At 40.2% G+C, this 23,697-nt stretch carries 27 protein-coding genes and 2 other annotated features; of the genes, 8 read left to right on the forward strand and 19 right to left on the reverse strand.

The window, feature by feature from the left end:
- Positions 1 to 127 precede the first annotated feature (127 nt).
- Positions 128 to 409, reverse strand: a complete 282-nt coding sequence (locus tag BS1321_RS04940) for an Fpa/YlaN family protein (protein WP_034313996.1) — start codon at positions 407 to 409, stop codon at positions 128 to 130.
- A 221-nt stretch (positions 410 to 630) separates the two neighbouring features.
- Here BS1321_RS04940 and BS1321_RS04945 point away from each other — a divergent pair, with 221 nt between their 5' ends.
- On the forward strand, positions 631 to 1,134 hold the full coding sequence (locus BS1321_RS04945; protein WP_063231967.1) for a hypothetical protein: 504 nt from the start codon (positions 631 to 633) through the stop codon (positions 1,132 to 1,134).
- A 64-nt stretch (positions 1,135 to 1,198) separates the two neighbouring features.
- Here the strand turns inward: BS1321_RS04945 and BS1321_RS04950 are convergent, their stop codons facing one another.
- On the reverse strand, positions 1,199 to 2,530 hold the full coding sequence (locus tag BS1321_RS04950; protein WP_063231968.1) for a PhoH family protein: 1,332 nt from the start codon (positions 2,528 to 2,530) through the stop codon (positions 1,199 to 1,201).
- 266 nt (positions 2,531 to 2,796) lie between these two features.
- Between BS1321_RS04950 and BS1321_RS04955 the strand changes: the two genes are divergently transcribed.
- From BS1321_RS04955 to BS1321_RS04965, 3 genes are all read left to right on the forward strand, one after another.
- Positions 2,797 to 3,396: a YhcN/YlaJ family sporulation lipoprotein gene (locus tag BS1321_RS04955; RefSeq protein ID WP_081112823.1), complete on the forward strand. Its 600-nt coding sequence runs from the start codon at positions 2,797 to 2,799 to the stop codon at positions 3,394 to 3,396.
- Between the two features lie 159 nt (positions 3,397 to 3,555).
- The gene (locus BS1321_RS04960) at positions 3,556 to 3,756 is read left to right on the forward strand and encodes a YlaI family protein (protein WP_081112824.1); all 201 of its coding nucleotides are present in this window, start codon (positions 3,556 to 3,558) and stop codon (positions 3,754 to 3,756) included.
- A complete protein-coding gene (locus BS1321_RS04965) occupies positions 3,740 to 4,171 on the forward strand; it encodes a hypothetical protein (RefSeq protein WP_081112825.1) in 432 nt (143 codons plus the stop codon). The genes BS1321_RS04960 and BS1321_RS04965 overlap by 17 nt, the downstream gene beginning before the upstream one ends.
- A gap of 35 nt (positions 4,172 to 4,206) precedes the next feature.
- Here BS1321_RS04965 and BS1321_RS04970 read toward each other — a convergent pair whose 3' ends face one another.
- The 3 genes from BS1321_RS04970 to typA are packed head-to-tail and all read right to left on the reverse strand — an operon-like array spanning position 4,207 to position 6,674.
- Positions 4,207 to 4,491, reverse strand: coding sequence for a hypothetical protein (locus tag BS1321_RS04970; RefSeq protein ID WP_063231969.1), 285 nt, complete (start codon positions 4,489 to 4,491; stop codon positions 4,207 to 4,209).
- A gap of 4 nt (positions 4,492 to 4,495) precedes the next feature.
- Positions 4,496 to 4,804: a YlaH-like family protein gene (locus tag BS1321_RS04975; RefSeq protein WP_034314008.1), complete on the reverse strand. Its 309-nt coding sequence runs from the start codon at positions 4,802 to 4,804 to the stop codon at positions 4,496 to 4,498.
- 22 nt (positions 4,805 to 4,826) lie between these two features.
- Positions 4,827 to 6,674, reverse strand: a complete 1,848-nt coding sequence (typA, locus tag BS1321_RS04980; protein ID WP_063231970.1) for a translational GTPase TypA — start codon at positions 6,672 to 6,674, stop codon at positions 4,827 to 4,829.
- Positions 6,675 to 6,798: 124 nt separating this feature from the next.
- On the opposite strand from typA, the gene BS1321_RS04985 reads away from it, so the two are divergent.
- Positions 6,799 to 6,981 carry a YlaF family protein gene (locus BS1321_RS04985; RefSeq protein ID WP_034314013.1) on the forward strand — a complete coding sequence of 61 codons (183 nt, stop codon included), beginning with the start codon at positions 6,799 to 6,801 and terminating at the stop codon, positions 6,979 to 6,981.
- 111 nt (positions 6,982 to 7,092) lie between these two features.
- Here BS1321_RS04985 and BS1321_RS04990 read toward each other — a convergent pair whose 3' ends face one another.
- A complete protein-coding gene (locus BS1321_RS04990) occupies positions 7,093 to 7,896 on the reverse strand; it encodes an inositol monophosphatase family protein (protein ID WP_063231971.1) in 804 nt (267 codons plus the stop codon).
- 409 nt (positions 7,897 to 8,305) lie between these two features.
- Positions 8,306 to 8,503, reverse strand: coding sequence for a hypothetical protein (locus BS1321_RS04995; protein WP_063231972.1), 198 nt, complete (start codon positions 8,501 to 8,503; stop codon positions 8,306 to 8,308).
- A gap of 194 nt (positions 8,504 to 8,697) precedes the next feature.
- Here BS1321_RS04995 and BS1321_RS05000 point away from each other — a divergent pair, with 194 nt between their 5' ends.
- A complete protein-coding gene (locus tag BS1321_RS05000; RefSeq protein WP_063231973.1) occupies positions 8,698 to 9,318 on the forward strand; it encodes a DUF1054 domain-containing protein in 621 nt (206 codons plus the stop codon).
- An 89-nt stretch (positions 9,319 to 9,407) separates the two neighbouring features.
- Here the strand turns inward: BS1321_RS05000 and trpA are convergent, their stop codons facing one another.
- The 9 genes from trpA to BS1321_RS05035 all read right to left on the reverse strand — a co-directional run bounded on the left by trpA (position 9,408) and on the right by BS1321_RS05035 (position 17,874).
- Positions 9,408 to 10,187: a tryptophan synthase subunit alpha gene (trpA, locus tag BS1321_RS05005; RefSeq protein WP_063231974.1), complete on the reverse strand. Its 780-nt coding sequence runs from the start codon at positions 10,185 to 10,187 to the stop codon at positions 9,408 to 9,410.
- Complete coding sequence (trpB, locus tag BS1321_RS05010) at positions 10,180 to 11,385, reverse strand: tryptophan synthase subunit beta (RefSeq protein ID WP_063231975.1); 1,206 nt, start codon at positions 11,383 to 11,385, stop codon at positions 10,180 to 10,182. The genes trpA and trpB overlap by 8 nt, the downstream gene beginning before the upstream one ends.
- A gap of 4 nt (positions 11,386 to 11,389) precedes the next feature.
- Entirely contained in the window at positions 11,390 to 12,004 is a 615-nt protein-coding gene (locus tag BS1321_RS27765) for a phosphoribosylanthranilate isomerase (RefSeq protein WP_063231976.1), read from the reverse strand.
- 10 nt (positions 12,005 to 12,014) lie between these two features.
- Positions 12,015 to 12,791: an indole-3-glycerol phosphate synthase TrpC gene (gene trpC, locus BS1321_RS27770; protein WP_063231977.1), complete on the reverse strand. Its 777-nt coding sequence runs from the start codon at positions 12,789 to 12,791 to the stop codon at positions 12,015 to 12,017.
- Complete coding sequence (gene trpD / locus BS1321_RS27775) at positions 12,791 to 13,813, reverse strand: anthranilate phosphoribosyltransferase (protein ID WP_063231978.1); 1,023 nt, start codon at positions 13,811 to 13,813, stop codon at positions 12,791 to 12,793. Before trpD ends, trpC begins: the two co-directional genes overlap by 1 nt.
- A 27-nt stretch (positions 13,814 to 13,840) precedes the next feature.
- Complete coding sequence (locus tag BS1321_RS27780) at positions 13,841 to 14,446, reverse strand: anthranilate synthase component II (protein ID WP_063231979.1); 606 nt, start codon at positions 14,444 to 14,446, stop codon at positions 13,841 to 13,843.
- Complete coding sequence (gene trpE, locus BS1321_RS05025) at positions 14,443 to 15,837, reverse strand: anthranilate synthase component I (protein WP_063231980.1); 1,395 nt, start codon at positions 15,835 to 15,837, stop codon at positions 14,443 to 14,445. The genes BS1321_RS27780 and trpE overlap by 4 nt, the downstream gene beginning before the upstream one ends.
- A 171-nt stretch (positions 15,838 to 16,008) precedes the next feature.
- Positions 16,009 to 16,246, reverse strand: a binding site (T-box leader).
- Positions 16,247 to 16,281: 35 nt separating this feature from the next.
- Positions 16,282 to 16,512: a binding site (T-box leader), on the reverse strand.
- Positions 16,513 to 16,581: 69 nt separating this feature from the next.
- Complete coding sequence (locus BS1321_RS05030) at positions 16,582 to 16,857, reverse strand: UPF0223 family protein (protein ID WP_063231981.1); 276 nt, start codon at positions 16,855 to 16,857, stop codon at positions 16,582 to 16,584.
- Positions 16,858 to 16,914: 57 nt separating this feature from the next.
- Positions 16,915 to 17,874 carry an NAD(P)H-dependent flavin oxidoreductase gene (locus BS1321_RS05035; RefSeq protein WP_063231982.1) on the reverse strand — a complete coding sequence of 320 codons (960 nt, stop codon included), beginning with the start codon at positions 17,872 to 17,874 and terminating at the stop codon, positions 16,915 to 16,917.
- A 416-nt stretch (positions 17,875 to 18,290) separates the two neighbouring features.
- On the opposite strand from BS1321_RS05035, the gene BS1321_RS05040 reads away from it, so the two are divergent.
- Entirely contained in the window at positions 18,291 to 19,748 is a 1,458-nt protein-coding gene (locus BS1321_RS05040; RefSeq protein WP_063231983.1) for an aminotransferase class I/II-fold pyridoxal phosphate-dependent enzyme, read from the forward strand.
- A gap of 179 nt (positions 19,749 to 19,927) precedes the next feature.
- Here BS1321_RS05040 and BS1321_RS05045 read toward each other — a convergent pair whose 3' ends face one another.
- A complete protein-coding gene (locus BS1321_RS05045) occupies positions 19,928 to 20,053 on the reverse strand; it encodes a GapA-binding peptide SR1P (RefSeq protein WP_072272684.1) in 126 nt (41 codons plus the stop codon).
- 372 nt (positions 20,054 to 20,425) lie between these two features.
- Between BS1321_RS05045 and BS1321_RS05050 the strand changes: the two genes are divergently transcribed.
- On the forward strand, positions 20,426 to 20,860 hold the full coding sequence (locus tag BS1321_RS05050) for a DUF1885 family protein (protein WP_063231984.1): 435 nt from the start codon (positions 20,426 to 20,428) through the stop codon (positions 20,858 to 20,860).
- Positions 20,861 to 20,885: 25 nt separating this feature from the next.
- Here BS1321_RS05050 and BS1321_RS05055 read toward each other — a convergent pair whose 3' ends face one another.
- Together BS1321_RS05055 and lpdA are read right to left on the reverse strand one after the other, a co-directional pair.
- Positions 20,886 to 21,713 (reverse strand): polysaccharide deacetylase family protein, encoded by an 828-nt coding sequence (locus BS1321_RS05055; RefSeq protein ID WP_063231985.1) that lies wholly within the window; start codon positions 21,711 to 21,713, stop codon positions 20,886 to 20,888.
- 568 nt (positions 21,714 to 22,281) lie between these two features.
- Positions 22,282 to 23,694, reverse strand: coding sequence for a dihydrolipoyl dehydrogenase (gene lpdA / locus BS1321_RS05065; protein ID WP_063231987.1), 1,413 nt, complete (start codon positions 23,692 to 23,694; stop codon positions 22,282 to 22,284).
- Between the last annotated feature and the right edge of the window lie 3 nt (positions 23,695 to 23,697).

Here is a 23,697-nt window from a genome sequence, read left to right on the forward strand (position 1 = left end):
TCGAACTTCTACGGATTAATTAGTATGTCACTATTAATTAATAGTATAACACTATTGATTAATAGTGTATATAAATAAAAAACTCAAACAATCATCGAGATTTGTTTGAGTTAGTATGTTTTATCTATTATTTTTTTAATGATGCTTCATGCAAAACTGACAATTCCTGTTCAAGGGTTTCCAAAAGGGATTTACCCTCGGTTTCCTCTACCAAACCTAAACGTACGGCAAAATCAATTTCTCGTGATAGGCCGAACATTTGTGTATCAAGTACCTCTTCATATAAAGGACATTGAGGCATAGTGAGATTTTCCATTTGAACTTTTATCAGTTTTAGAATCTTGTCAGCATCTGCTTTTAATAAAGCATAAGCTTTTTCTCGATGATTGACAAGCATATCAGATGCCATGTTAAATCCCCCCGCTCAGAGCGATTAAATCTTATCTCTAAATTCTACCTTTAGTTTTGTGAAAAAGCAAGGACATTGACAAACAATTTGCCATTGAGATATCACGATCACCTTGCATATGAATATACCTAGCCATGGAAATTGTTCACCATCGTGAAGATGTGACATTTCAATTATAATTGATTATAATCATTAAAGAGCAACAGAAAGGAATGAGATATTTGGAACCCATCGTATTTATAAATGGAAAAGTGAAATATCCAATTACTCTAGATCCTGGAGTATGGATTTTTGATGACCGTAAAGTTGAAATCGATACATATTTCCACGCTGAAAGAGTTCAAGTCAATGAATTAGAAGAATATACGATTGCCGCCTCCAAACATTGGCAAAAAGAAATACAAGAAGGCGCAACAATGCCACCCACATTAAAAACGGAACGAAAGTTCGAGAAACAAAGATTGCTGGAAGGGACTTTCGGCATCCCTTTTGAACCTTTTTTAAAAAATGCCGAACCTGAAAATGGGGTAACTGAAGTCATCGTTACAACCGATGATGAGGAGCTTACATTCCCGTTGGAAACGGCACTTGAATTTTTCCTGGGCTTTTCCAAGGATGGAAAGCCGCTTAAAATATCCGAGGGCGGCCCTATGGAAATTTATTTCGGAGACGCTTCCAACATCAATGATCCGATAAAAAATGTACGGTCTTTCACCGTTAAATAAGACTTAGTCCATTCTTACCAAAAACTTTAGAGCAATCGGCAAGGGGTACCCCTTGCCGATCGTATTATAAAAGCGTAGCCGCTAGTTGGGCCAATCCAGATCTTTCCCCTTTTATCAATTTAACATGGCCGGCAATACGCTCGGTCTTGAATTTTTCCACCACATAGGTCAACCCATTATTATATTCATCTAAATAAGGATGATCTATTTGTTCCGGATCTCCCATTAATACAATTTTGCTCCGCTCCCCGACTCTGGTCAAGATGGTCTTGACCTCATGTTTTGTTAAGTTCTGCGCTTCATCGATGATGATGAACTGATCCGGGATGCTCCTTCCCCTGATATAGGTGAGGGCTTCCACTTCAATCGAACTCATGCCTGCTAAAATGGCATCCAATTCCCCGGGTTTTTTCGTATTGAACAAAAATTGGAGATTATCGAAAATAGGCTGCATCCAGGGTCTTAATTTTTCTTCTTTTTCCCCTGGCAGATAACCAATATCTTTACCAACCGGAACAATGGGTCTGGCAACCAGAAGTTTCTTATATTGTGACAAATCTTCAGTTTGCATCAACCCTGTTGCCAATGCCAATAAAGTCTTACCTGTACCTGCCTTACCAATGAGCGTCACAAGCTGGATATCCGAACGAAGCAACAAATCAAGGGCCATCGTCTGCTGGACATTTCTCGGTTTAATTCCCCAAATATGTTCCCCTTCATACATCAATTTCTTAACGAATCTGCAGTTCTCATCCACTATCCCAATCGCAGAAGCTGAACTGCCCAGCGTGTCCTTCATCAACAGGAATTGATTTGGATAATATAAATCTTTTGTCAGTTCTTCCAGTGCCAGAAAACTTTTTTCATAAAACTTATTCAGATTATCAATCGATACAAATACTTCTTTGTGCCCAGCGTATATATGGTCCAGTTCTACGACACGATCATTTAAAAAGTCCTCTGCCTCAAGACCGATGGCATCCGCTTTAACCCTGACGAGAGTATCTTTGCTAACCAAAATGACCGTTTTTCCATCTTCCTTCGTCTCTTCTTCCAAAGATAAATTTTTCGCAACTGCCAATATCCTGTTATCATTCGTTTTCTCCACAAAAATTTCCTGAAGCTTATGAAATGAACGGTGGTTGAGTTCAATCCTTATGCTGCCTCCATTATGAAGCGGAATACTCTGATGAAGCTTCCCTTTTTCTCGAAAGCTATCGATCAATTTCGATACTTGCCTGGCATTCCTTCCGATTTCATCCATATACCTTTTTTTCGAATCCAATTCTTCTAATACGACTGCTGGAATGACAACTTCATTATCTTCGAATGAATAAATCGAATACGGATCCTGCAACAGGACATTTGTATCTAAAACATAGATTTTTTTCCCCAATATGACGCCTCCTGCCTGCTCTATAGGATATGCCTTACCATTTACTACACTCAGCAGTTATGTAGCGGACGAGACTGTTGATAAAATATATGTTCCTTTGCATAAAGATAGAAGAACATTTACAGACTATAAAGAAAACTTCCAGCAAAGATTGCAATCCCCGACATTGATTACACCATATTTCACTGCATTTTATATTATATGCATCAGATTTGGTCAGTGATGGACAGGCTGGAACCAAAGAAGACCATTAAGGAGGTTTTACATTGCAAAAAATCTTATTGTCGCTCGCTGCTGTTTTGTTGATGACAGGTTGCTCAATGGATAATAAAAATGAAGTGTCTGAAAATAATGCGAAAAACAATTTAACGAAAGTCAATAATTCGACTATTAAGGAAGCAGACAGACACACGGGTCAGCAAACAGCGAAAAGACTCACCGGTTTGGCTAAATCCATTCCTGAGGTGAACGATGCCACCGCAGTCGTACTTGGCAAATATGCCATCGTCGGAATAGATATTGACCAAGATATTGAGCGTTCACAAGTTGGAACGATAAAGTACTCAGTTGGAGAGGCTTTAAAACATGATCCTGATGGTGCAAATGCCATCATCGTCGCTGACCCAGATTTAAATGAGCGGATCAGGGAGGTAGCCAAAGATATTAAAGATGGCAAACCGGTAACTGGGTTACTAAATGAACTGGCTGACATCACTAGTCGAGTCATCCCGGAGGTTCCTGGTGATATTTTAACCCCAACGCCATCGAAGAACATCGATAAGGAAAAAAATAAACTTGATGATAAAACGGAAAGAACAGAACTCGATAAAGAGCAAAATGATCAATCCAATCACTTTAAAGAATGAATTTTCCTGACCCGAAGTGAATCTTCGGGTTTTTGACTATCCCCGCCATGAACCAGGTAACTATAACCTTCAAATGTTAGTTTCACTTTATCCTCGTTTTACCATAAAAATATTGGTATACTTAAAAGCATATTCAAATTGAAGTGAGGTTCAACTAATATGAAGGTTAAATGTGTAATATGCGATCAAATTGAATCTATACCTGACGATAGCCCAGAAGCAAAGAAACTTCGCAACCGTCCTATACATACCTATATGTGCAATACATGCAGCCAACGCATAGAAGAGCGTACGAACGAGCGGATTGCAACCGGAAACTTCCGTCTTTACCGGACGATCAAAAATGAAGATGAATGGTAGAATATTTTATAAAGTTTCCCTGATTGGTCTCATCAATGGAATTCTGCTTGGAGTGATTATGAAGTGGATCGAAATGTTTTCCGGTAAACAAGTGTATAAGCTTTTATTGAATGTGGATTTCCTTCCTGTAATTGGAGATGTTTCCTGGGGTGAGGCATCATTGTTCTTTTTCCACCTCCTATTCTCACTGGCAATTACATTTAGTTACGTTTTTATTCTTCATCCTTTGAAAATTTTCAGGAAATGGAACAAATATGTACTTGCTTTTATCACGATCATTCCCGCCATCATGCTTTACTTTCCACTATCGGCGCTGTCGAAAACAGAAGTTGTCCTTCCTTCTGATTTGACAGCTTTCTTTTTGTGGACAATCTTACATCTTTTTTACGGACTTTCCCTCCCTAAAGCAATATAAAAAAGAACCGTACGTATGCACGGTTCTTTTTACCATTACTCGATATTTTTATACTTCTCTGGCTCTAACTGAATTTGGTCTAACATGATATCAATCAATTCAATCGGATAACGTTGCTTTTTCATTTCGTCTCCCAAAAGATACTCGACGAAATAAAAAGGTTCTGTTTTTGAAACTGAATCGATTATCACCTGATGATCGTCTTTCAGCATCTGCATGAAAAACATTTCTGTATCGCGTGCAGCTGTATCATCAGGCCTTGCATCACAGACAACTTTGATCGTCAACCAATTGTATAAAGCATCCTGTAATGATTTCATTATCTTAAGCCTGTTCTTCTTTTCTCGAATTATGAAGACGGATTCTATAAATCCCCAGAACAAGCGAAGCGATGACTAATGCTTCCCCCATAGGAAGAAACACTGCAAAGAAAGAAAGAAGGGTACATCCAAGTGCCATTACCACATAAATGACCACATTTTTTAGCAAAGGTAACTTTTTGGCAAAACCTAACTGATAGACAAGGATGCATAATCCAAAGACCGTCAAATATAAATACCACATTCCTGCTTCAGGATTTTCATCCACTCGGTACAATGCTGCAAAAAATGATAATCGCTCTTGGATATCCAATCTTTTCTCCTCCTCTTGCTATTTATTTTTCTTCAACAGCAACTTTTTTTCTTTTAGCTGCTCTTTCACGCTCGTTTTTATCAAGAATTTTTTTACGAAGACGGATTGAATCCGGAGTTACTTCACAGTACTCGTCATCGTTCAAATATTCTAGAGCTTCTTCAAGAGACATGATTCTTGGTTTTTTCATGGAAGAAGTCTGGTCTTTATTTGCTGAACGCATATTTGTCATTTGTTTCGCTTTAACGATATTAACAGTCAAATCGCTATCACGGTTATGTTCCCCGACGATCATGCCTTCATAAATATCCGTACCTGGCTCAATGAAAATAACACCGCGGTCTTCTACTTGCATAATACCATATTGTGTAGTTTTTCCTGATTCCATGGATACAAGTACACCTTGACGTCTTCCGCCGACTTGACCTTGTGCCATTGGTTGGTAGCTGTCAAATGAGTGGTTCATGATACCATATCCGCGTGTAATCGTTAAGAACTCAGTTGAATAGCCAATAAGTCCGCGAGCTGGGATCGTGAACAGTAAACGAACTTGACCGCTTCCGCTATTGATCATATCCAACAATTCACCTTTACGGGCTCCCATTGATTCCATGATCGAACCAGTGTGCTCCTCAGGTACGTCGATTTGTACACGTTCAACTGGCTCACAACGGACACCATCAATCAAACGAACGATAACTTCAGGTTTAGAAACTTGCAGTTCATAACCTTCACGTCTCATGTTTTCGATCAGGATGGAAAGGTGAAGCTCCCCACGACCTGAAACAACCCAGACATCCGGAGAATCAGTATTTTCGACTCTTAAGCTGACATCCGTTTGCAATTGGTTTTTCAAACGCTCTTCAATCTTACGAGCAGTAACGAATTTACCTTCACGGCCTGCGAATGGGCTGTTATTTACAAGGAAAGTCATTTGTAATGTTGGCTCGTCAATACGTAGGATAGGCAGGGCGTCAGGGTGTTCAGTCGGACACACCGTTTCCCCTACGTTAATATCTTCCATACCAGAAACGGCTATTAAATCACCGGCAACAGCTTCTTGGATTTCAACTTTCTTCAAGCCAATATAACCAAAGATTTTTGTTACACGGAATTGTTTAACCTTCCCATCAAGTTTCATTAATGAAACTTGTTGACCTACATGCATTTTACCGCGGAATACACGGCCAACACCGATACGTCCTACATAATCATTATAGTCAAGTAAAGCCACTTGGAATTGAAGCGGTTCATCTGAGTTATCAATTGGTGCAGGGATCGTTTCGACGATTGTTTCGAACAGTGGGGTCATGTCTTTTTCTTGTTTAGCAGGATCTGAATCCAAGCTTGCAGTACCAGCAATACCTGAAGTGAAGACAACAGGGAATTCTAACTGTTCTTCTTCAGCTCCTAGTTCGATGAATAAATCAATTACTTCATCAACTACTTCATCTGGACGTGCAGAATCTTTATCGATTTTGTTCACGACAACGATTGGCGTGATCTTTTGTTCCAATGCTTTTTTCAACACGAAACGAGTTTGCGGCATACAACCTTCATATGCATCAACAACAAGAAGAACACCATCAACCATTTTCATGATCCGTTCCACTTCACCACCAAAGTCGGCATGACCAGGTGTATCCAAAATATTGATTCTTGTATCTTGGTATTGAACTGCTGTATTTTTCGCAAGAATCGTAATTCCGCGTTCTTTTTCAATCGCATTAGAATCCATCGCACGTTCTTCCACATGTTCATTTTCACGGAAAGTACCAGATTGCTTAAGCAACTGATCCACTAACGTCGTTTTACCATGGTCAACGTGGGCAATGATTGCTATATTACGAATATTTTCTCTTAATTTCAAAAAATTCACTCCTAAAAAAGTTTGTGTATAACGTATCACTAGTATTAGCTTACATATTATATCACAAACATACTAGAAACAAATACAGAAATTATGTACAATAGATATATTAGGGGTGATATTAATGAATATTAAATGGAATTTCTTAATATTAGCGGTATTGGCAACATCCAGCATTGGCTCCATTGGCATCTTCATTGCTGAAAAAAGCTTAATTGGAATATTAGCTGCAATCGTTATACTTTGCGGAATTATGGGGTTCGGTTTCACTCAGAAGAAGAAATTACGCGAAGCAGGGAAGTTATAATATAAAAAACTCGCTGACAAACAGCGAGTTTTTTTGTTAAATATTTCAAAATGAGTATTTGATTCCATCCGTACAAGACTTTTTTGTCATACCCTCAATTAGGCCTTGATACTAATGGCTGGAATTTCCTGATAAATATTTATTGAATATTTCTTTGTGAAGCCCTGGTTTAGATACAAAAAGTGAGTCGCCTTCTAAAAAATTCAATTTGTCACCTTTAATATTACTAACTTCCCCGCCCACTTCCTCAACCAGTAAAACTCCTCCGGCAAAGTCCCAAGGCATGAGTCTCATGGTTATGTATGCATCAATCCTTCCAGCTGCCACGAAAGCAAGCTCCAATGCTGCAGAGCCATAAGAACGTGTCCCTCTTGCATCCCGAACTAGCGGTGCCAATAGACTCGGGTCGATCCTACGGTTTTCCGTTACCCAGCTTGCATTAATGGAAATGATCGCTTTGCTTACTGATGCCTCTTCAAGAGATGAGAGCCTTTGATCATTCAGAAATGCTCCCTGCCCCTTAATCGCATGATATAATTCATCACTAAAGACATCATATACCATGCCAATCTTACCGATGCCATCCACATAAACCCCAAGAGAAATTGCAAAATTCCTCTGTTGATGAATGAAATTCAAAGTTCCATCAATTGGATCGATGATCCACACCGTACCTTTTAGGTCTTTAATATCATTGCCCATTCCCTCTTCCCCAAAAATGCGGTGTTCAGGAAAAACTTCGCCGATTTTTTCGCAAAAAAACTTTTCTATCCCCTTATCCATATTAGTAACCAAATCATTCGGATTCGTTTTCATTTCAATATTCAATTTGGTTTTAAAGGACGCCCTTAGCCTAGTACCCGCTTCTTTCATCCATAACTTCGCATATGTATCCATTTCCTTGACCGATGCCATTATAATATCCCCGTCCTTTATGATCAGAAACTACATTAAAATGATCCTCTTCTAAAGATTAAAGCAAATACAGCTTGCCTTCAAGTTTTTAACATCTTAAATTTTCCATTTTTTTTAAACATATGAGGAAAGAAGGTTCCTTGACTACCCATCCATTAATCGGTTTCGCGATCATGAGTTAGCCCCCACAAATACTTTTCAAACCATTTGACTTAACGTTTCCCTTCCTTATTAAAGGGACCCGAACCAAAATAAAATACCACCTTATACATATTGGACATTTAATGAAAAACGGACACATTATTTTTTAATAAAATAAAGTGTCCGTTCATCTATAATAAAATTCCTTGTATTGAAATTGATTCATTTCCTTTATTCATTCTCCTTCAAGATCTCTGCAGCCAATCAATTACAAGGCTTTCAGTTTCAACAATTCCAAGCGGATGCGTTCTAGCCTTTGCTTGCATTGTGACCTCTTTTGGTCATTCTTTTCACCGATTGCTTCAAAAAGGGTTGCTAATTCATAGTCCATTTCCATTCTTAACACTGCAGCTCTATGTCTTTCAACTTCTTTAGCTTTTAATGCTTGGTTCATGACTTGTTTCATAATTAACATTCTCCCTTCATCAATTAACGTAATTTTCTGAATTTATTTTATCATATGACTTCCTACCTCAAATAGCAACTAATTTGTGCTTTAACCTATAAGGAATTTTACATTGCCAACCCAAATCGTATTTTTTAAATTTTACTTTTACTTATGCTACAATATGTGCAGATATTACTGTAGGAGAGATGAAAATGAAAATAGCAAGTTTTACAGCAGATGATTTTGATGTTTTTAATATTGATGGATTGGAACCGCGCATGGATGCTTTAAAAGAACGGATCCAGCCCAAATTACAAGCCCTTGGAGAGCACTTTTCCCAAAAACTGTCAGTTATGACCGGCGATGAAATGCACACTCATGTTGCAAAGCATGCTAGACGGACAGTGAACCCTCCTAATGATACATGGGTTGCTTTCGCTGCCAACAGCAGAGGTTATAAAATGATGCCTCATTTCCAAATCGGATTATGGGAAACGCATATGTTCATCTGGTATGCCGTCATTTATGAAGCCCCTAATAAAACTGAAATCGGAAAGCATCTGGAGCAGCAGGCAGACCGATTAGTGAATAGCATTCCCTCCCATTATGTATGGTCAATGGACCATACAAAACCTGATGTCATCCCACATGATGGTCTTGGAGTAGATGATTTGAATTCAATGTTCACTCGTTTGCAAACTGTAAAAAAAGCCGAAATCCTATGCGGTATAAAAATTTCCCGTGGTGACGCTATTAAGTTAAAAGAAGATGATTTCATTCAAACCATTCAAGATGCGTTTGAACATCTTTTACCCTTATATCAATTAAATTAAACACATTTGCTTCGTATTCGGATTGAAATATCGGATGCCTCAAATAAACTGGTTAAGAAAAAAGGAGAGCCTTGGAGGCTCTCCTTTCCTTATTTTTGCACTAAGCCTTTGCTTGCTAGTATCAAGTCACTAATCTGATCTTCCTTACCTGTCTCGAAGCATTCGATGATCTTGCTGCCGACAATGACACCATCGCAGTATTGAATTGCATCACGGACATGATCTGGCGTCGATATGCCGAACCCAGCAAGAACGGGAACCGGACTTATCTCTTTTACCTTCTTTAAATAGCCCCCAAGTTCTTCCCCAAAGGCGTCACGGGCACCTGTAATGCCTTTGACTGTAACTGCGTAGATAAATCCCTCCGCACCTGCGGTAATCTCAGCGATACGCTCTTTCGAAGACGTGAGTGTCACAAGTCGGATAAGAACGATCCCTGCAGTTTTGATTGATGAAAAGATGGCTTCTTCTTCAATCGGTAAATCGGGGATGATGCACCCGGAAATCCCTGCTTGGAGACAGTCATTCGTAAACTCTTTAAGTCCATATGCCAGGATTGAATTCGTATAGCCCATTAAAATAATTGGGATGGTCACATCATTTTTGATTTCCATTACTTTTTTCAGGACATCTTTTAAAGTTGTGCCATTTTCCAAAGATCGGATGCCAGCTTGTTGGATAACCGGTCCATCAGCGACAGGGTCAGAGAATGGTATCCCTAGTTCAACAGCGGTCGCCCCGCTTTTTTCAAGGAAAAGAAGCTGGCTTTTTAAACGTTCCAGACCTCCATCGCCTGCCATAATATATGGTACGAATGCTTTCTCCTGCTTTATTTGACATTCTTCAAGCGCATTTGTTAATTTATTCATGTTCACTACCCCCCATCAAAGATTGGACCGTTTCAACATCCTTATCACCACGGCCTGACAAGCAAATCACCAGTCCTGTTCCTTTCTCCATTTCTTTAGCAAGCTTTAAACCGTAGGAAATGGCATGTGAACTTTCTAAAGCAGGGATGATCCCTTCCTCCCTTGAAAGCATCGCTAGAGCTTCCAAGGCTTCATCATCGGTTACGGAAGTATATTTCACCCGATTTGTATCTTTTAAGTAACTATGTTCAGGCCCTACCCCTGGATAATCCAGCCCTGCTGAAATTGAATGTGCCTCCTGGATCTGACCGTCTTCGTTCTGCAATACATACATAAATGCCCCGTGGAGCACCCCAGGTTTCCCCTTCGTCAAACTTGAAGCATGTAATGGTGTTTCAAGTCCATGCCCTGCCGCTTCCACTCCGTATAATTTTACCGTTTCATCCTCAATGAAGGGATAAAACATTCCCATTGCATTACTTCCTCCGCCTATGCAAGCGACTACTGCATCCGGTAGGGAATTAACAGCCTCCGAATATTGACGCTTTGTTTCATTCCCTATCACGCTTTGAAAATCACGTACAATAACGGGGAATGGATGCGGACCAAGAACGGATCCCATTATATAATGGGTGTCATCCACATTCGCCACCCAATACCGTAACGCCTCATTGACTGCATCCTTCAGAGTCCCGCTTCCTTGTGAAACAGATATGACCTTTGCTCCCAAAAGCTCCATCCGGAATACATTCAATTTCTGTCTCCTGATATCTTCTTCACCCATAAAGATGATGCATTCCAACTTCAGTAAAGCACACACAGTCGCCGTTGCAACCCCATGCTGTCCTGCACCCGTTTCGGCAATCACCTTTTTCTTGCCCATTTTCTGAGTCAGCAAAGCCTGACCGATCGTATTATTTATTTTGTGGGCCCCGGTATGATTCAAGTCTTCGCGCTTCAGATAAATATCTGCACCACCAGCTAGTCTGGTTAAGTTCTCCGCAAAATAAAGAGGTGTTTCCCGACCGATATATTGTTTCAGGTAATAGCTTAGCTGCCTTTGGAATTCAGGATCATTTTTAGATTGTTCATATACTTCTTCAAGCTCCGTAATCGCCGCCATTAAAGTTTCCGGAACGAAACGGCCTCCATATGCTCCAAAATGTCCAGTTTTATCAGGCTGTGTATAAGTGTTCATCTATTCATTCCTCTTTTCCGGCTGTATATTTTGCCTCATTAATAAATGCTTTTATTTTTACCGCATCTTTTAATCCGTTTGTTTCAACACCACTGGCTACGTCAACTGCGAATGGTGAAACGGCATTAATCGCTTTTCCGACATTTTCCGGAGTCAGCCCACCCGCTAGAATTACCTTCTCCAGTGGCAGATCCGCTTTTCGGATCATTTCCCAATCCAAAGTCAATCCCTTTCCAGATGAACTCTTAGGAAGATCAACTAATAGATAATCTGCTGGGTATTCATGAAGGTTTTCAAGGTCTTCCTCTGAATTGACGGCAAAGGCCTTGATCACCGGTAGGGGCATTCTGCGGGCGAAGCTGGCAGACTCGTTACCATGAAGCTGAATATAATCCAATCCTGCAATTTCAGCACTTTTTATCACTTCTTGTTCAGTTTGATTGGCAAACACTCCAACTTTTTTAACATGTCCAGCTAGATGCGCTCCGAATTCTCCTACTATCTCTGGCTCAACCTTCCTGCTACTCTCGGCAAAAATGAAACCAATGAAGTCTGCCCCTGATCCAACAGCAGTCTGAGCGGCTGCCAATGTCTTAATCCCACAGATTTTCACTAACATATTAATCTCCTTATATACTCATTTGCAGTTCGGCCATCGTGTGCGGAAGATTTGATGCTGTCATCAGTGTCTCCCCGACTAAAATCGCTTTTGCACCAGCTTCCTTCACTCGCATCACGTCTTCTTTTGTCTTGATTCCACTTTCACTGATAATGATATGGAGTTTTGGATCAAGTAACTTCGCCAGTCGTTCCGTTACAGCCAAATCCACTTTGAAGGTCTTTAAATTCCGATTGTTAATCCCTATGAGCTCTGCATTCAGCTCGAGAGCCCGTTCCAGTTCGGCTTCATCATGGACTTCCGTCAATACTTCAAGCCCTTTCTTTTTTGCATATTTATATAATTCATGAAGGCGTTCTTTAGAAAGTGCTGCCACAATCAATAGAATTATAGTGGCACCAGATTGATGGGCACGATCGATTTGGATTTCATCGATGATAAAATCTTTGCACAGCCTGGGAATCCGTATGGCCTCGCTTACGTTTCTCAAATCTGCAATTGATCCTTTGAAGAAAACCTCATCCGTCAATACTGATATCGCTGCCGCTCCACCACTTTCATATGAAATGGCCTGCTCGATCGGATTTACATTAATTTTAATGTCCCCTTTTGAAGGGGAAGCCCGTTTTATTTCCGCGATAACCGCCATCGATTTCGCCGTTTTCAAATTTTCCACCAAAGAAGGTCTGACTATGTTGATCATTACCGAATCATCTAAGCCCTTTTCTTTTAATTTTGCGACTTCCACCTTTTTCTGTTCGATGATTTTCGTTAAGATATTTTCCATTACATGACCACCTTATTTCTATTGCCATAAGCAATCAGATTTTCTAACTTTGCAAGAGCCGATCCGCTATCAAGGCTTTCTTTGGCCATGGAGATTCCTTTTTTGATCGTTGCTGCCGTACCATGTGCGTATAATCCCAATCCAGCATTCAATAAAACTGTATCACGATAGGCCCCTTTTTCCCCTTTGAGAAGCCTTAGCATGATATCGGCATTTTGTTTGGCGTCACCGCCGCGGATGGCATCATTTCCGTAAACCGGCAGATCCACTTCTTCAGGATGCAGCGTAAATGGGATAATATCCCCTTGCTCCAATAGCACGAGTGAATTTTCACCCTGTAGGCTCGCTTCATCCATAAAACCGGCACCATTTATCACGACTGCGCGTTTCCTGCCTAATTTATGTAGGACTTCGGCAAAAAGCTCGAGCATATCGCGTCGATTAATTCCCATTAATTGCGTGTCGAGTTGGACTGGATTTGTCAGAGGACCGATGAGATTAAATATCGTCGGGATTTTCAGTTCTTTTCTCACTTTCATTATCCGTGCAATATTAGGGTGGACCGATGGTGCAAATAAGAATGTGATCCCATTTTCCTCCAACAGTTCTTTTAACATGTCAGGCTCCAAGTACAAATTAACACCTAATTCTTCCAATACATCCGCACTGCCCGTTTTGCTTGAAATGCTACGGTTTCCATGTTTGGCAACCTTGACACCGGCCCCAGCAAGTACGAAGGCCGAAGCTGTACTTATATTGAAGCTTTGCGACCCATCTCCTCCCGTTCCGCAATTATCCATTACATTAAGAGAGCTTGTTTGTACACTTCTCGCTTCTTCTCTCATGACTCTGACAAGGCTTGCTATTTCACCTGCCGTTTCCCCTTTGGATTTTAGAGCAATGATGAATGCTGCCATCTCGCTCTCGGTGATATCTTTAGAAAATAACGATTGGGCTGCTCTGCTCATCTCTTCTTCCGTCAATGTTTGACGCTCTGCTAACTTCGCTAAATACTCCTTCACCGCTAACTCCCCCAGTCGTTTTTTGTTTTATAAGATGGATTGTTCCTTCTCTGATTGGAAGGTTCCCACAATCTCATAAAATTGATGTAATAATTCCTTGCCGATTTTCGTCCCTATTGATTCAGGGTGGAACTGTAAACCGTAGAGCGGAAAATCTTGATGTTTCAGGGCCATGATCTCCCCATCATCCAGTGCCACTGCCGTCACAGTCAATTCATCTGGCAGACTCGCCCTTTCAACTACAAGGGAATGGTAACGCATTACCGGGAATTGTAAGTCCTGTTTGGCAAATACACCTGTTCCATCATGTTCGATAACCGATGTTTTCCCATGCATGATTTGTTTCGCTCCAACCACATTCGCACCAAAAACTGCCCCGATGGCCTGATGCCCCAAACAAATGCCTAATAGCGGAACCTTCTCATAAAAATTACGAATGATCTCCATACTGATACCAGCATCTTCAGGCCTGCCGGGTCCCGGGGAAATGACGATTGCCATTGGATTCAGTTCCTCAATTTCCGCAAGAGTGATTTCGTCATTCCTTTTTACTACGATTTCTTTTTCCACTTCGCCTAAATATTGATAAAGGTTGTAAGTGAACGAGTCATAGTTATCAATTAATAAAATCATTTTGTGTGAACCTCCATTAAAGCGCGTGCTTTATTTTGTGTCTCTTCAAATTCCGTTTTTGGATCTGAATCATATACAATTCCTGCCCCTGCCTGTACGTAGGCCTTGCCATCTTTAATGATCATCGTCCGAATGGCTAAAGCCATATCAAGATCCCCTCCAAAACCTATGAACCCTATCGAGCCCGAATACATCCCCCGTTTACAATTTTCCAGTTCATTGATCAGCTCCATTGCCCTGATTTTAGGAGCACCTGAAACTGTTCCAGCAGGGAGGCAGACCGTCAGCGCATCTAAACTCGTGAACCCTTCCCTAAGCTTTCCGCTAACCTTCGAAGCAATATGCATAACATGCTGATATCTTTGAATTTCCATTTCCTCGGTAAGGTGGATTGAACCGATTTCGCAAACCCTGCCAAGATCATTTCTACCCAAATCAACAAGCATCTTATGCTCGGCAAGTTCCTTTTCATCCATCAGCAGGCTTTTTTCGAAGCCTTTATCTTCTTCATCCGTTTTCCCTCTCGGCCTTGTACCGGCAATGGGATTAACATGAACCATTCCTGATGAAACACTGATCAAACTTTCTGGAGACGACCCAATAATTGTATAGTCACCAAATTCTATATAAAACATATAAGGAGAGGGGTTGGCTAATCGCAAACGACGGTAGGCATCGAAAGGCTCCCCATCGAAGTCCGCTTTAAACCTTTGTGATAAAACAACTTGGAACACTTCACCCGCTACTATTGCTGCTTTAACTTCAAGGACCATTTTCTCGAATTCATCCTGACTGAAATTCGAATCGAATTCCAAATATTCCGACGATATTTCCTTTGACGGCTTGCTTGCCTGATTGATTTTTTCCTTCATCCCCAATAAACTTTTTTTACTATCTTCTTCCGCAGTCAAAAGATGGATCTTCTGCAGAACATGATCGAATATATACAGTTCTTTATAAAAAAGAAAATGAGCATCAGGCATTTGCAGAGAATCAGGAGGCACCGGACCTATATTTTCATATAGTCGAATGATATCATAGCCCATATATCCGATTGCACCACCGTTAAAAGGCGGAAGATGTATGGGAGCCTCTCCTATTTCAACTAATAATTCGTTTTTTAGAAACTCTATGATATTGATGTTCTTTACGATTTGGTCACCTGTTTCAGTGTCTTTCACATATACTTGGTCAGCAAGTGATGTCACCTCCAGGTAAGGTTTTGAACCTAGATAAGAGTAGCGGCCGTTGTCATGATGCGAATTCGAACTTTCCAATAAAAACTTCTGGTCACCATCTAATTTCTGAAATATGGCAATGGGTGTGTGAATATCCCCTTCAATTGTGTCCATTTTAAAGCGGAGTATTTTTTTTTCATCCAAATTATTCATCTCTATTCCCTCCCGATTTTTATACGGTCTTGTAAACCCCCGAAGGGAAAACCCTTTTGGCCAAATGCCGGAGTTTCCATTTCCTCTGGATATTTTTTGATGTTTCCTCTAAAAGGTATTTATATTGAAAATCCAATAAAAAAAATCCCCTGCAAACACAAATATGTGTCTGCAGAGGACGGAATACCGCGGTGCCACCTCAAGTTGGAAAAATGCATCATTTTTCCCTCTCAAGCAAGAAATGAAAAATTCTTGCAATTACCCTTTAACGGTGGCAGCCGAGTTTCCCTACTTATTTCAAGAAACCACTCATAAGTCCATTCATCTTCTTATATCGTACCGGTTTCCACCTATTCCGGCTCTCTGTGACGCATCTAAAAAGATTACTACTCTCATTCATTGATTTAATTATCATTTTCATAAAAACGCAAAAAGGGCCCTCATCCAAAGGACGAGGAACCCGTGGTACCACCTTAATTAGCTAAATTAGCTCACTTTACGGCATTAACATGCCTATCTCCATTAACGATGAGATAATCGCCAAAGCCTACTCCGTTCATCCGTTTCGGTTTGGGGCTCGGAAGTCCATTCGCTTAAATTCGTTCACCAGTTTTCAGCAACCACTGGCTCTCTGCAGAACATCATTAAGGTACTCTTCTTCGTCACTGCCTTTATCTTTTTCTTGATTATTATGTTAAAACAATCTTTTCAGTAAGTCAATGGAGTTTTCTAAAAATTATATTTTTATTTTTTCATTTTTATCCATTCTCCGTCATCGATACCTTTTGCCTTCTTAATAACAAGATATGCTGAATAGGTGCTGACTGACTCAAATTCATCCGTATACTTTTTTTCATCCGCTTTACCGGGGACTATTTCCTTGAATCTTCGGTAAGCCTTCATAAATTCTTCCTTTTGTATTTTATTTTCATAAGCCTTTTCTACCGCTTCAAAGAATTTAATCACATCTACGATCTCGTCAGTAGACCAATCAAGATCCATTGGATATTGATAATCCATACCCTAAACACGCTCCTTCTAGATAGTTTTTCATGTTGTCCGGCAGACCATATATCATTAGTCTGCCCATTTAGAACGAATTGCTTCCGCCTGGTCGATAATCCGACTGAATAGTTCAGCAGTCGATGGTACATCATGAATCAGCCCCATCACTTGTCCAGCCCAGGCAAAGCCTTCACCTTCAACACCGTCATGGATATAACGCTGGTTCGCTTTACCACTTATGTAATCCTTCAATTGTTCATATCCGCCGTTTTCTTTTTCTATATCAAGGATCTTATCGGTCCAGCTGTTTGCAATTACCCTGGCTGGTGCACCAATGGACCTCTTAATGACAACGGTATCATTTTCTGTTCCGGAAACCAAGGCATTTTTATATAATTCATGTGCATGAACACACTCCTGGACTGCTATGAATCGTGTTCCCATCTCGATTCCTTCGGCTCCAAGTGCCAATGCTGCCATCAAACCGCGTCCATCGCCAAAACCACCCGAGGCGATGACTGGAATTTTCACGGAGTCCACAACTTGAGGAATCAACACAGAAGTTCCAATATCATCACGGCCTAAATGTCCACCTCCCTCCTGACCAACTACCATCACAGCATCTGCTCCAAGCTCTTCAGCCTTCATTGCCTGCCTTCTTGCAGCAACGAGCACTAGTTTTTTCACCTGAGTGCCTTTGACGTAATCAAGAAATGGAGAAGGGTTACCGCCTGTTACGGAAACAGCTGCGATATCCTCTTTCAAGGCTGCTTCAAGCATGTGTTCATAAGGCCTTCCATGCTGACCAATTGCAAAGTTCACACCAAACGGTTTATCCGTCAATGATTTGGTTTTTCTAATTTCATCTATCAGTTGCTCTGGGTTGTCCAAGGACATGGCCGTTACCTGCCCTAGCCCTCCTGCATTCGAAACTGCCGCAGCCAGGTCTGCATATGCTAAATGAGCCAATCCCCCTTGTACGATTGGGTATTGAATCCCTAACAAATCGGTCACACGCGTTTTCCACTTCAAACTCCTCATCTCCCTTTTCATTTTGGTAGTTTATTTATTTAGCTAAATTCAAATCATTAGCTTCATTATGGCAAATATTGTTTACCCGTTCAATTTTTAAACTCACACATACAATATTAATAAAAGAAGAATTCTTGAGTAAATCCAGTAAATACTAGGAAAATAGACATTTATAATCTGCTGATAATATTATTGAGCCCCTTAACAACAAAGACATATAGAAATTGTTTAAGCAGGACATTAAAAAGTCACTCTAGGCATTTATTATAAGACATGCTATAATTCATATGTTTTATGTCTATCCACAAGCTTACTAACCATACGAATGGAATCGGAGAAACATACGATCGTAAATAGAGGGAGTATATACTCCCAAATATTTCGTACCTATTTTATTGAAAAGGGGCCACAAAGAATTGTCACAGAATGAAACACCCTTATACACTGCCTTATTGCAGCATGCAAAAAAAAATCCCGTTCAATTTCATATTCCAGGTCATAAAAAAGGAAAAGGAATGGACGCTGATTTCCGTAATTTCATTGGAGAAAATGCATTATCCATAGATTTAATCAATATCGCTCCACTCGATGATCTCCATCAGCCAAAGGGGATCATTAAACACGCTCAGGATCTTGCCGCTGAAGCTTTTGGGGCAGATCACACATTCTTTTCCGTTCAAGGAACAAGTGGAGCAATCATGACGATGGTCATGACAGTATGCGGACCTGGGGACAAAATCATCGTCCCAAGGAATGTACATAAATCCGTAATGTCTGCCATTGTATTTTCCGGAGCTGTTCCCATTTTCATCAATCCTGAAATAGACAAAGATTTGGGCATTTCACACGGAATCACAGTCGATGCCGTTGAAAAAACTTTAATGGAACATAGCGATGCAAAAGGATTGCTTGTCATCAATCCCACCTATTTCGGCATTTCGGCTGATTTGCAAAAAATAGTGGAAGTTGCTCATTCCCACCAAATCCCAGTACTCGTAGATGAAGCACATGGTGTCCATATACACTTCCATGAAGACTTGCCGATGTCAGCCATGCAAGCTGGAGCAGATATGGCTGCAACGAGTGTTCATAAACTGGGCGGTTCACTAACTGGAAGTTCCATATTAAATGTTAAGACTGGTTTAGTTTCTGCAAATCGTGTTCAAGCCATATTGAGCATGCTCACAACCACCTCAACCTCCTATATCCTTCTGGCTTCCCTGGATACAGCTAGAAGACAACTTGCGACGGTAGGCAGGGAAATGATCGATGAAGCGATCAATCTCGCAGGGTATATCCGTGAGGCCGTTAATGAGATTCCTTATCTTTACTGTGTCGGCAGCGAAATTCTCGAGAGTGAGGCAGCCTTTAGTTATGATCCGACTAAATTGATCATATCCATTAAGGAATTGAATATTACCGGATACGACGTTGAGAAATGGCTTCGTGAAAAGCATAATATCGAAGTGGAACTATCTGACTTGTACAATATTCTTTGCCTGATAACTCCTGGAGATTCAAAAACAGAAGCGGACCTGCTGATTGCTGCCCTTAGAGACTTATCGGATGAGTTTAAGGAAATGGCGGCTGAACATGAAAAAATTGAAGTCCTGCTTCCTGATACACCACCATTGGCTTTATCACCCAGGGAGGCATTTTACGCAGAAACCGAAGTGGTTCCCATTGAGGAATCTGTCGGCAAAATTAGCGCTGAATTCATCATGGTTTACCCGCCGGGAATCCCGATCTTCATACCAGGTGAATTGATTACTGAAGATAATATCAATTACATCCGGAAAAATATCGAGGCCGGCCTTCCTGTTCAAGGCCCTGAGGACCCAGAAATAAAATATTTACGCATCATTAAAAATTGATTGATCCCATCAAACCAGAGCATGTACTGCTCTGGTTTTTTTACCGATTTTATTATGAAGCAAGTAGCTCCCGATAAAAACCGAAGAACTTCCCTTCATTAACTTCTATAAAAAGGGTGCTCCAGGTTACAATCCTGAAACACCCTTAAATTCTATTAATCTTAAAATCCTTTTTCCATTTATTTTTCAGAGGCAGCTGTATCACAGCTTTGGCAGTTGTGATTGTGTGTATATAGTACACTTACTTTTTCATCTTCAAAATGTTCAATCGTGCTATTGCAAGTTTGACATACGATAGTTCCCATTTTTACAACCCCTTCCTCTATATTGTATGCATCAATTACGTAATGTAACCGCTTTATATGAATTATAATATAACACATTTATTATTTCAAGCTAAAAAGTATAACATATATACTTTTTCCCATTTAATAAAATGTAATGTTGGAAGAAATGGATTCCAATCGTTCGTTAGACTGATTCTTTTTATTAAAACACGAGAATTTTTTATAAACAAAGGGCCCTGGAGCTCTTTTTACATATTACATACACTCCTTGCTTCAGCATAGCAAGGTGAAATAGGAATTTCGCCTTTTAATTTACATATAGATATGTATATAATACATCCATAAAATGTTAATATATTCTTATATCCTATCTATCTAAGGGGGATCCACATGACTGAAAATGCCTATATCAAACTTGTTCCTGAGTCCGCTAAAGGGACTGTAACCATCGAAGACGTGAAAGAATTGCTGAGCTATTATCAAATGATCACAGCGAAAACCGGAAAGCAACTGGATTGGGACTATGATAAAAAAGCATTTCCTTATGAAATGAAAGAACCGGAAAGAATGAAAGATAAGGTCATATACCTCCAATCCAAAGAAGATCGATACCACATGATATTGATAGGCGTTGACCAGGAAGTCGTTAAGGATGAAGATGGATCAGAGCGGATTCAATCCTATATCCAATTCACCCTCCCTGAAACTGCAACTTTCGGTGATAAGGGAAAGGCTAATGAATTGTGCAAGTTCCTTGCAAAGAAATTACGGGCGCAGCTACACCTCTTCAATAAACGGGTGATGTATTATTATCCAAGGAAATAAAAAACCTGCAGATGCCGAAATTGGCTCATGCAGGCGTTTCAATTAATTTTGGATCAAGGATCTCATAACCTTTCTTTTGAAAACCTTTCACGATATCCTCTATCGCTTCACTGGTCCATTTCCGGTCATGCATCAGCAAGTTCGCACCATTTCCTAAATAAGGGCTGTTCAACATGATCTCCGATAAAGCTTTTTTATCCTGATACTCTTTTTCCCAGTCATATCCGTATGTCCAATTCATGACCAACATTTTTTCTTTCTCAGCGACTTTTTTTGAATGCTCGGTATTCGATCCAAATGGCGCCCTGAAGTACTTAGGGCGTACCCCTATAATACCCTCAACCAAATTGTTCAATTTAACGATTTCCCGCTCTTGTTCCTTTTCGGTCAACTCTTTTAAATTCACATGGGAATATGTATGATTGCCGATAGAAAAACCCATTTCATGAATTTCTTTCAGCATCGCTTTATTTTCATCATTTTCAAGAAAGTGACCGTTCACGAAAAATATCGCAGGTACTTCAAGTCGCTTCAGGGTTCGGGCGATTTCCAGAGAATATTTATCAGGTGCATCATCAAATGTTAACAACACCACTTTCGGTTTTGCATCCCCAATGGGTTTAAATGACCAATTCTCTTTATCCACGCGATATTCTGCCTTTACATTCCCTTCGCCAATTGTTTTTGACGTTTCTTTTTTCAAATCTTTCTCTTGCTGGCTTTCATCATGGACCGTTGTTGTCGTTTCCACGCTTTTTTCAGTCTCATTTTCAGTTTGACCGGAACTCGGATCATTACAAGCCATCAATAAAAAAGATACTAAGGTAAATAATGCTACTACTTTGTTAATCATGATTCCTCCGTGGTTTCTTGTGTCATTGAGACTTACGAAAAATTCAATAAACGGGTACTAGCGTTTCCAAAAGGAGTTGCAAAATCCCGTAACATAAAAGGCTTATCACGGTAACAAGCATGGTTCGTCTATTGGATTTTAAAATTATTTTACCAATGTAAATGGCTAAATAAGAAAAGACCAGAAACATGAATACTTTGAAAACGAATCGATCGTTAACAGACAGCCATTCAACTAATGTATACCCACTCCATACAATTAGTTGAAAGAGGATTACCAGATAATTTTTCAAGTGATCCACCTCATTTTAATATGAATATATCAGCCATAATCCTTTTATTGGCAAAAAATATTCCTTTAGCACATCGCTCATCTTATTTTTTATCCTCTATTACCTTTTTCAAACCCTTTTAAGGAAAAAAGTAAGAAGTCCTTTTTATAGCTTATGCCCTTTTTGTTCTTTTCATTTAACTAGTGAGAAGAAAAACTTGAATGGGGATGTCATCATCTGGCCAATACAAAAAAGCGTACTGCATTAGGCAGTACGCTTTTTTTAAAATCAATTACATTACTTAATGATGTGAATAGGAGTTCCAAGGGCCACTTCAGCAGCTTCCATTGTAATTTCCCCTAAAGTTGGATGTGCATGGATTGTCATCGCGATATCTTCGGCAGTCATTCCTGCTTCGATAGCTAAACCAAGCTCCGCAATCATATCAGATGCGTTTGGTCCTGCGATTTGTGCTCCTATTACCAATCCGTCTTCTTTGCGAGTGATAAGCTTCACAAATCCGTCCGTATTGTTTAATGAAAGAGCTCGTCCATTTGCAGCGAATGGGAACTTAGAAGCAAGCGCTTCGATTCCAGCTTCCTTCGCTTCTTTTTCATTATAACCGACAGAAGCAAGTTCCGGTTCAGAGAATACAACAGCCGGGATAGCAAGATAGTCGATTTCAGATGAATGTCCTGCAATGGCTTCTGCAGCAATTTTACCTTCATAAGAAGCTTTATGAGCCAATTGAGGTCCAGAAACGATATCACCGATAGCATAGATGTTTTTCACGCTTGTACGGCATTGTTTATCAGTTTCGATTAGACCGCGGTCAGTCATTTTGATTCCAACTTGTTCAAGACCGATTTCCGAAGTATTAGGGCGACGTCCCACAGTTACTAAAACGTAATCAGCTTCGACTTTTTTCTCTTCACCTTTTACTTCATAAGTAACGGTTACGCCGGTTTCAGTTTCTTCCACGCCTTTAGCATTTGCTTTTGTAACAATTTCAGCACCTTTGTTTTTAAGGTTACGTTTAACAAGTGCTGCCATTTGTTTTTCAAAGCCTGCAGAAAGAATTTCTTCCGTACCTTCAAGAATAGTTACTTTAGTGCCAAAACTTGCGAAAGCTCCACCAAGCTCAGTACCAATGTAACCTCCACCGATTACTACGATCGAACTTGGAACTTCTTCCAAAGCAAGAGCACCAGTAGAATTAAGTACACGTTTCGTATATTTAAATGACGGAATCTCGATTGGTGATGAACCAGTAGCGATGATTGCGTTTTTAAATGTATATGTTTGGGCTGAGTCTTCATTCATAACACGGATGCTGTTTTCATCAACGAAATAAGCTTCACCTGTTACTACCTCAACATTATTACCTTTTAACAGGCTGCTTACTCCGCCAGTTAATTTTTTTACAACAGTACCTTTCCAAGCTTGTACTTTAGAAAAATCAACAGTAACTTTTTCTGCAAAGATACCCATGTCTTCTGAATGCTGAGCTTCATGGAAACGGTGTCCCGCTGAAATTAACGCTTTCGATGGGATACAGCCTACATTCAAACAAACTCCGCCGATTGTTCCTTTTTCAACGACCGTTACTTTCTGTCCAAGCTGTGCTGCGCGAATTGCGGCAACATATCCCCCTGGGCCTGAACCGATCACTAAAGTATCTGTTTCGATTGGAAAATCTCCTACTACCATTGT

This window comes from Peribacillus simplex NBRC 15720 = DSM 1321 (genome assembly GCF_002243645.1).
Lineage (GTDB): Bacteria > Bacillota > Bacilli > Bacillales > DSM-1321 > Peribacillus > Peribacillus simplex.